At 65.4% G+C, this 7,268-nt stretch carries 7 protein-coding genes and 1 pseudogene; 5 read left to right on the top strand and 3 right to left on the bottom strand.

Going from position 1 to position 7,268, the window contains the following annotated elements; translation table 11 throughout:
- Nucleotides 1–99: 99 nt before the first annotated feature.
- Nucleotides 100–1,191: an MFS transporter gene (locus tag RT662_RS12635; RefSeq protein WP_313671061.1), complete on the bottom strand. Its 1,092-nt coding sequence runs from the start codon at nt 1,189–1,191 to the stop codon at nt 100–102.
- A 92-nt stretch (nt 1,192–1,283) separates the two neighbouring features.
- Here RT662_RS12635 and RT662_RS12630 point away from each other — a divergent pair, with 92 nt between their 5' ends.
- Nucleotides 1,284–1,799 (top strand): GNAT family N-acetyltransferase, encoded by a 516-nt coding sequence (locus RT662_RS12630; protein ID WP_313671060.1) that lies wholly within the window; start codon nt 1,284–1,286, stop codon nt 1,797–1,799.
- Here RT662_RS12630 and RT662_RS12625 read toward each other — a convergent pair whose 3' ends face one another.
- Entirely contained in the window at nt 1,800–2,477 is a 678-nt protein-coding gene (locus RT662_RS12625; RefSeq protein ID WP_313671059.1) for a DUF2853 family protein, read from the bottom strand.
- 108 nt (nt 2,478–2,585) lie between these two features.
- Between RT662_RS12625 and coaBC the strand changes: the two genes are divergently transcribed.
- Genes coaBC through RT662_RS12605 form a run of 4 tightly spaced genes read left to right on the top strand, consistent with a single transcriptional unit; the run spans nt 2,586 to nt 6,998 of the window.
- Nucleotides 2,586–3,797 (top strand): bifunctional phosphopantothenoylcysteine decarboxylase/phosphopantothenate--cysteine ligase CoaBC, encoded by a 1,212-nt coding sequence (coaBC, locus tag RT662_RS12620; RefSeq protein WP_313671058.1) that lies wholly within the window; start codon nt 2,586–2,588, stop codon nt 3,795–3,797.
- Nucleotides 3,794–4,243: a dUTP diphosphatase gene (dut, locus tag RT662_RS12615; RefSeq protein ID WP_313671057.1), complete on the top strand. Its 450-nt coding sequence runs from the start codon at nt 3,794–3,796 to the stop codon at nt 4,241–4,243. Before coaBC ends, dut begins: the two co-directional genes overlap by 4 nt.
- Nucleotides 4,240–4,995 carry a molybdopterin-synthase adenylyltransferase MoeB gene (locus tag RT662_RS12610; RefSeq protein WP_313671056.1) on the top strand — a complete coding sequence of 252 codons (756 nt, stop codon included), beginning with the start codon at nt 4,240–4,242 and terminating at the stop codon, nt 4,993–4,995. The genes dut and RT662_RS12610 overlap by 4 nt, the downstream gene beginning before the upstream one ends.
- Before the next feature lie 29 nt (nt 4,996–5,024).
- Nucleotides 5,025–6,998: a PBP1A family penicillin-binding protein gene (locus tag RT662_RS12605; protein ID WP_313671055.1), complete on the top strand. Its 1,974-nt coding sequence runs from the start codon at nt 5,025–5,027 to the stop codon at nt 6,996–6,998.
- On the opposite strand, the pseudogene RT662_RS12600 reads toward RT662_RS12605, so the two are convergent.
- Nucleotides 6,995–7,268, bottom strand: a pseudogene (locus RT662_RS12600) (exodeoxyribonuclease III); the annotation flags it as partial. The gene RT662_RS12605 and the pseudogene RT662_RS12600 overlap by 4 nt on opposite strands.

Raw genomic sequence — 7,268 nt, 5'->3', positions numbered from 1 at the left:
ACCAAGTTGCTCGCGGCGGTCGACAAGCTCAAGGCCCTCACGCTTTCGCCGGAGGAAGTGCGCCATGTGCCTCGGATCCTGGCTGAGGCCGGCGTCCGCCTAGTCTTCGTGGAACCCATGGCCGGATCGAGGATGGACGGCGCCTGCTTCTGGATCGACGGAGACAAGCCGGTCATTGGCATGACGCTTCGCTTCGACCGGATCGATAACTTCTGGTTCGTTCTGCGACATGAGATTGAGCACGTGCTGCGCGAGGATGGGAAGGCCAACAACCAAGCAGTCATCGACACCGACATAGGCGAAGACCGAGCCGAACAGCATGCGCCGTCGCCACACAGACCCATCGGCGCCGCGGCGGATGGCCAGATCGATCAGCCATGCACCTGCCGTGCCGCCAATGATCTGCGCGATGTAGAAGACGCTGGTGAGCAGGCTCATGTCGATGATCGAAAAGCCACGCACCTTCACCAACCACAGCGGCAACCAGCCGACGATGAAATAGAGCCCGAACGTGCCCGCCAGATGCAGCAATGTGATGGCCCAGAACGCCGGTTGCCGCAGAACCTGGGCCAGCGGCACGGCGGCATCCAGCGTCGCCTCCTGCTTGCCTTCACCTTCTTCGATGCCGCGCCGGGCCAGCCACCATGGCACCAGCCACACCAAGGTCACCAGGCCAAAGATGATGAACATCTCGCGCCAGCCCCAGAATTCCATGATGAAACCGCCGCCCAGCGTGCCGATCAGCGGACCGAGGGCCAATCCGCCCGATAACGAGACATTGGCCAGACTGCGGGCGCCTTCTGGTACCCGGGCGATCAGTTTCGATCCGCAGGGAAAGGCCACGCCTTCGCCCAGGCCCATCAGCAGGCGCAGCAACAAGAGCCCGGTGATGCCGCCGGCCACACCGGTGCCAACAAAGCCCATGCCGATGGTGGCCAGCGCCCAGGTGGCGACGCCCAGCGCCATCAGCAACCGCACGCTGATCTTGTCGGCCAGCCAGCCGGCCAGCGCGAGGGCGGGCACATAGGTCCAGTAGAAACTGGAGACGATGACGCCATAACGCTCGTTGGTCAGGCCGAATTCGTCCTTGATCAGCGGCGCTGCCACGCTCACCGCGCCGCGATCGATGTAATTGAGCGCGATGGCAGCCCCGATCAGGATGATCGCCCAGCGCAACGGACCTGACAGCATCAAATTCTCCCCGTCCAGCACAGTGACGGCCGGGAATTGGGCCGTCAACCGGCCACTGGATGAACGAGCAGTGCTTTGGCAACGTGGCGCCCATGATCATTCGAACGCTCGATCCGGACACTGATGCCGCGCTGTTGCCAGGTCTTGCCGCCATGATGGTGGAGGCGGTGGCTGGCGGCGCTTCCATTGGATTCATGGCCGGATTGTATCAGGCGCAATCGCTGGCCTGGTGGCAGGGCCGGCTGGCAGCGGCGGCGCAGGGCGAGGTGCGAATATTGGTGGCGCTCGATGATGACGGCGTGGCCGGCACGGTGAGCCTGGTGCCCGCCGCCATGCCCAACCAGCCACACCGCGCCGATATCGCCAAGATGATGGTGGCACAGCGGGCGCGCGGGCGCGGGGTGGGCGCTGCGCTGCTGATGGCAGTGGAGGCACTGGCACTGGAACGGGGGCGCACGACGCTTGTGCTTGACACGATCAGCGGATCGGCAGCGGCGCGGCTCTATGAACGGTCCGGCTGGGAAAAGGTGGGCGACATCCCGGCCTATGCCTTGATGCCCGATGGCGAAATGGCGCCCACCACGGTGTACACGAAACGCCTCAGCTGATCATTTGCTGCCGGCGATGATCAGAGCCGCAATGCCGCCAAAGACGACCAGCGCGGTGGTGAGCGGCCACAGCAAGCCGCTGCCTTTTTGCGGCTTAGGCGTCGGCCGCGCCAGCGTGGCAGCGGCCAGCATCGGCTGCGGCGCAGCAACCGGCTCCATGGCCGGTGGCGGCGGAGCCGGCGGGGGTGGTGGCGGGGGTGGTGGCGGCGGCGCCATCAACGGTTCGGCCGCAGGTACGGCAGCGGCCGGCTTGGCGGCCTTGGGCTTACTGGCCTTGGCCTTGCTGGCCTTGGCCGGGGCGACCACAACCGGTTCCGGATCGGCCGGTGCCGCCGTGGCCTTGCCGGCCTTGGTCTTGGGACGGAAATCCTCCAGCCGGCCAAAGGCGTCGGCCAGCAGATAATAGACGGTGACGCGATTCTTGGTGCGATCGGCCTTCATGCGCTCGCCAACCGCGGCTATGGCAGCGTCCAGCACCGCGTCGGCATCAGTCAGGCCAAGCTTCTTGCGCAGGAAACTGGCCTTAACCCGGTCGGTCTCGGTCTTCTCCGAAAAGGAGACCAGCGACGAATCGCGGTTGCGCAGCGCGATGCCGCAATAGCGAACCAAGCCCGCGATGATATCGGCATCTGCATCCGGCGCGTATTTGCGCACGTCTATCGCCCAATCTTCGGCCATGTCTGTTTCCCCCGGTCTGAAAATCCTCAGTTGACTGACGCTAATCGTCGAATCGCCCGACTGCAATGCGGGTTGCCGCACCGCTGGCATCACTGACAACACTGGGCTATGCGGACGACTGTGCAAGGCAAGACCATCCTTCTGATCGTGGGCGGCGGCATCGCCGCCTTCAAGGCGCTCGAACTGGTGCGCGAACTGGGGCGTGCCGGGGCCAAGGTGTTGCCGGTGCTGACCGAGAACGGGGCGCGCTTCGTCACGCCGCTGTCGCTTTCGGCGCTGGCCGGCGAGAAGGTGCGCACCAGCCTCTGGGATCTGGAGGACGAAGCGGCGATGGGCCATATCCAGCTTTCCCGCGCCGCCGATCTGGTGGTGGTGTGCCCGGCCACGGCCAGCCTGATGGCGCGCGCGGCGGCGGGCATGGCCGATGATCTGGCCACCACATTGCTGCTGGCCACCGACAAGCCGGTGCTGATGGTGCCGGCGATGAATGTGCGCATGTGGCTGCACCCGGCCACCCAGCGCAATATCGCCACGCTGCGCGGCGACGGCATAACGGTGATGCAGCCCGATGACGGCGCGATGGCCTGCGGTGAATTTGGCCCCGGCCGCCTGCCGGAAGTGCCGGCGATAGTTGCAGCCATTGGGGCAGCGATTGCAGCGCAGTTCGGCTCCAAGCCATTGCTGGGCCGCCACGCGCTGGTCACCGCCGGGCCGACGCTTGAACCGATCGACCCGGTGCGTTTCATCAGCAATCATTCCTCCGGCAAGCAGGGTTTTGCCATTGCCGCCGCTTTGGCCCGCCTGGGTGCGCGCGTCACGCTGGTGGCCGGGCCGGTGCATCTGGCGACGCCGGCCGGCGTCACCCGCATCGACGTGATGACCGCGCGCGACATGAAAGACGCCTGCAAGGCCGCCCTGCCCGCCGATATCGCCGTGATGGTGGCCGCGGTTGCCGATTGGCGGGCCGAGGTGAGCCCACAAAAGCTGAAGAAGGACGGCAGCGCCCCGCCGCCGCTGAGCCTGACCGAGAACCCGGACATCCTTGCCGGCATAGGCCATCACGCCCAGCGCCCAGCGCTGGTGGTGGGCTTTGCCGCCGAAACCCATGATCTCATCCCCCACGCCGCTGCCAAGCGCCTGAAGAAAGGTGCGGACTGGATTGTGGCCAACGATGTTTCAGAAGGCGTGTTCGGCAGCGATTCAAACCATGTTCATCTGATCACCGCCACGGGCAGCGAGGATTGGGGCGCGCAGACCAAGCACGCGGTCGCCACCACCCTCGCCGCCCGCATTGCCGCGCATTTTTCGGGAAGCAAATGATCGACATTCCTCTGACCATCCTGCCCCACGGTGAAGGCCTGCCCCTGCCCGCCTATGCGACGGCTGGCGCGGCCGGCATGGACGCGGTGGCGGCGGTGGCAGAGACCATCGTGCTGATGCCGGGCGAACGCTTCCCGGTGCCGTTGGGGTTCTGCATGGCGATCCCCGAAGGCTATGAAGTGCAGGTGCGGCCGCGCTCCGGCCTCGCCATGAAGAACGGCATCTCCGTGCCCAACAGCCCCGGCACCATCGACAGCGATTATCGCGGCGAGGTGAAGGCACTGCTGATCAATCTGGGGAGCGAACCCTTTTCCATCGAGCGCGGCATGCGCATCTGCCAACTGGTGCCGGCCGCGGTGACGCGGGCGACGCTGGCCGTGGTGGACACGCTGGACGACACCCAACGCGGTGCCGGTGGCTTCGGCTCTACCGGCGTCCACACGTGAATTTCTCTGACGACGAGCTGGAGCGTTACGCCCGTCACCTGGTACTGCCCGAATTCGGCGGGCGCGGCCAACGGGCGCTGGCCCGCGCGCGGGTGGCCGTGGTCGGAGCCGGCGGACTGGGCAGCCCGTGCCTGCTCTACCTCGCGGCGGCTGGCTTGGGCCGTTTGACCATCATCGATGATGACGCGGTCGCGCTTTCGAACCTGCAGCGCCAGGTGCTGTTCGAAACCGCCGACGCTGGCGAGATGAAGGCGGAGCGCGCCGCAACCCATCTGCACGCGCTCAATCCGCATGTGGAAACCGTGGCGGTGCCGCTGCGGTTGGAGGCGGACAACGTCGATGCGCTGCTGGCCGGCCATGATCTGATCATCGATGGCTGCGACAGTTTCACGACGCGGCTGCTGGTGGCCGATGCGGCGTTGGCCGCAGGCGTGCCGCTGGTTTCGGGCGCGGTCGGGCCATTCGATGGCCAGGTCGCGGTGTTCAAGGGGTATGATCCCGCCCTGCCCTGCTATCGCTGCTTCGTCGGCAATCCCGAAGACCAGCCGGAACGAAATTGCGCTGCTGTTGGCGTGCTCGGCGCGCTGACCGGCGTGATCGGCAGCCTGATGGCGATGGAGGCGATCCGCGAATTGTCCGGGTTTTCGCCGTCCAGCGCAGGGCGGATCACCCTGTTCGACGCGATGGCCGGCCGCTTCCGATCCATCACCTTGCCGAAAGATCCGGCCTGTTCCGCCTGCTCTGCCCAATAGCTGCCGTATTTGCTGGATAATACACCCACGTGCCCCAACGTCGCCCCGCTCCGCGCCCAAAGAAGAACCGCTGGTATATCAGCCTCCTGAAATGGGGGTTGGTAGCCAGCCTCGCACTGTTCATCGCGCTCACGGTCGCGGTTGCGCTGGCCTATCGAGACCTGCCCTCCTTCGAGGATATGAAGCGTAGTCCCAATGGCCAGCCGGTGGAAATCCGCAGCGACGATGGCACTGTGTTGACAAGCTTTGGCCCCAGCTATGGTGAATGGCTGAGCTATGCCGAAATTCCGGCGACGATGCAGAATGCCATGATCGCTGTGGAAGACCGGCGCTTCTGGTATCACCCCGGCATCGATCCCATTGGCATCGTCCGTTCGTTCGTGGTCAACACGGCGCGCGGCAACAAGGCCCAAGGCGCTTCCACCGTCACCCAGCAGCTGGCCCGCAACCTGTTCCTCACCGCGTCCAAGGATTACACGCGCAAGCTGCGTGAGGTGGTGCTGGCGCTGGCGATCGAGCGCAAGTTTGCCAAGGAAGATATTCTCGAACTCTATCTGAACCGCGTCTATTTCGGCGGCGGTGCCTATGGCGTAGATGCCGCTTCCCGCAAATTCTATGGCCACAGCGCCCGCCGGCTTTCCCTGGAAGAAGCTGCCATCATCGCCGGGTTGGTGAAGGCGCCGTCGCGCTTTTCGCCGTCGGCCGATGCCGAAGCGGCCCGCAAACGCGCCGCGACCGTGATAGCAGTGATGGTGGAACAGGGTGGCATCACGACGGACGAGGCCACTGCCGCCGATCCGCGCCTGGTGCAGTTTGCCCCTCAGGCACGCTTGGCCGGGGTGCGCTACTTCACTGATTGGGTGCTGGCCGAGCTGGAGAATCTGACCGACGAAGCCAATGAACCGTTGCTGGTGGAAACCACCCTGAACAGCCAGATGCAGCGTTATGCCGAAGCCGCGATCCGCGCCGAAGCGCCCAATGGTGCCCAAGGCGCACTGGTGGCGCTGGCCCGCGATGGCGGTGTGAAAGCGATGGTGGGCGGCACCGATTATGTGCGCTCAAACTACAACCGGGCCATTGTCGCACGTCGCCAGCCCGGATCGGCGTTCAAGTTCTTCGTTTATGCCACAGCACTGGAAAGCGGCGTGACGCCCGACGACATCTATGAAGACAAGCCGGTGAGCATCGGTAACTGGAGCCCGAAGAACGACAATGGCCAGTTCGTTGGTCCGGTGAGCGTACGCCAGGCCTTCGCCCGATCGATCAACACGGTGGCGGTCCAGTTGGCGGAACAGGTGGGCTTTGACACGGTGGCCGAAATGGCCCGGCGTTTTGGCATTACCACGCAGATCAGCCGCCAGCCGGCGATGGCGCTGGGCGCATCGGAAGTCACCTTGTTCGAAATGACCAATGCTTATGCGACGGTGGCCAACAACGGCTTGGAAAATGCGCCCTTTGCCATCACGCGCATCACAACCGGATCGGGCCGGGTGCTCTACAACCGCAGCGAAGGCGAAACCCGCCAGGTGGTCGCCCCCGTGGTGGCCGCGCAGATGACCCAGTTGATGCAGGCCGCCGTGGAAGAAGGCACCGCTCGCGCCGCCCAGATCGGCCGGCCGCTGGCGGGCAAGACCGGCACGACCAGCAGCAACAAGGATGGCTGGTTCATCGGTTTTTCCAGCGGCATCACCACCGGCGTGTGGATGGGCCGCGATGATGCCAAGGCGGTGCGCGGCCTGGCCGGTGGCCGCGCGCCGGCCCGCGCCTTTGCCCAGTTCATGGCGCGTGCGGTGGGCGGCACGCCGCCCGAGGCGCTGATGACCGAAACAGCAGAGGAAGGCCTTGGGCCGGAACCGGATGCGCAAAGCTATGGCATCACCATGGACGAAGCTCCGCCCATGGACGGCGAGTCGCCCCCCGCCGACGATCCACCGCGGCTGGACGACAATTGGCTGGACAAGACACTGAAGGAACCGGCGCAGCCGCCGGCAGATCCGCGTTAACGCAACACGCAGAAGGCCGGGGCGTGATCGCTGGCCTTTTCCTGGCCGCGCACATCCTTCATCACGCCGGCATCCTGCAGCCGATCAGCCGCCGCCGGTGACAGCAGCAGATGATCGATGCGAAAGCCATGGTCGCGTGGCCAGGCGCCGGCCTGATAGTCCCAGAAGCTCCAGATGCCGCCCATTGGGTGCAGTTGGCGCACGGCGTCCGTCCAGCCTTGCCACAGCAGCTGCCGATACGCAGCCACGGACTGCGGCTGGCGCAGCGCA

Source organism: Sandarakinorhabdus sp. (assembly GCF_032115815.1).
Lineage (GTDB): Bacteria > Pseudomonadota > Alphaproteobacteria > Sphingomonadales > Sphingomonadaceae > Sandarakinorhabdus.
The sequence above is the reverse complement of the archived record's forward strand: the minus strand, read 5'-3'. Positions and strand labels throughout refer to the sequence as shown.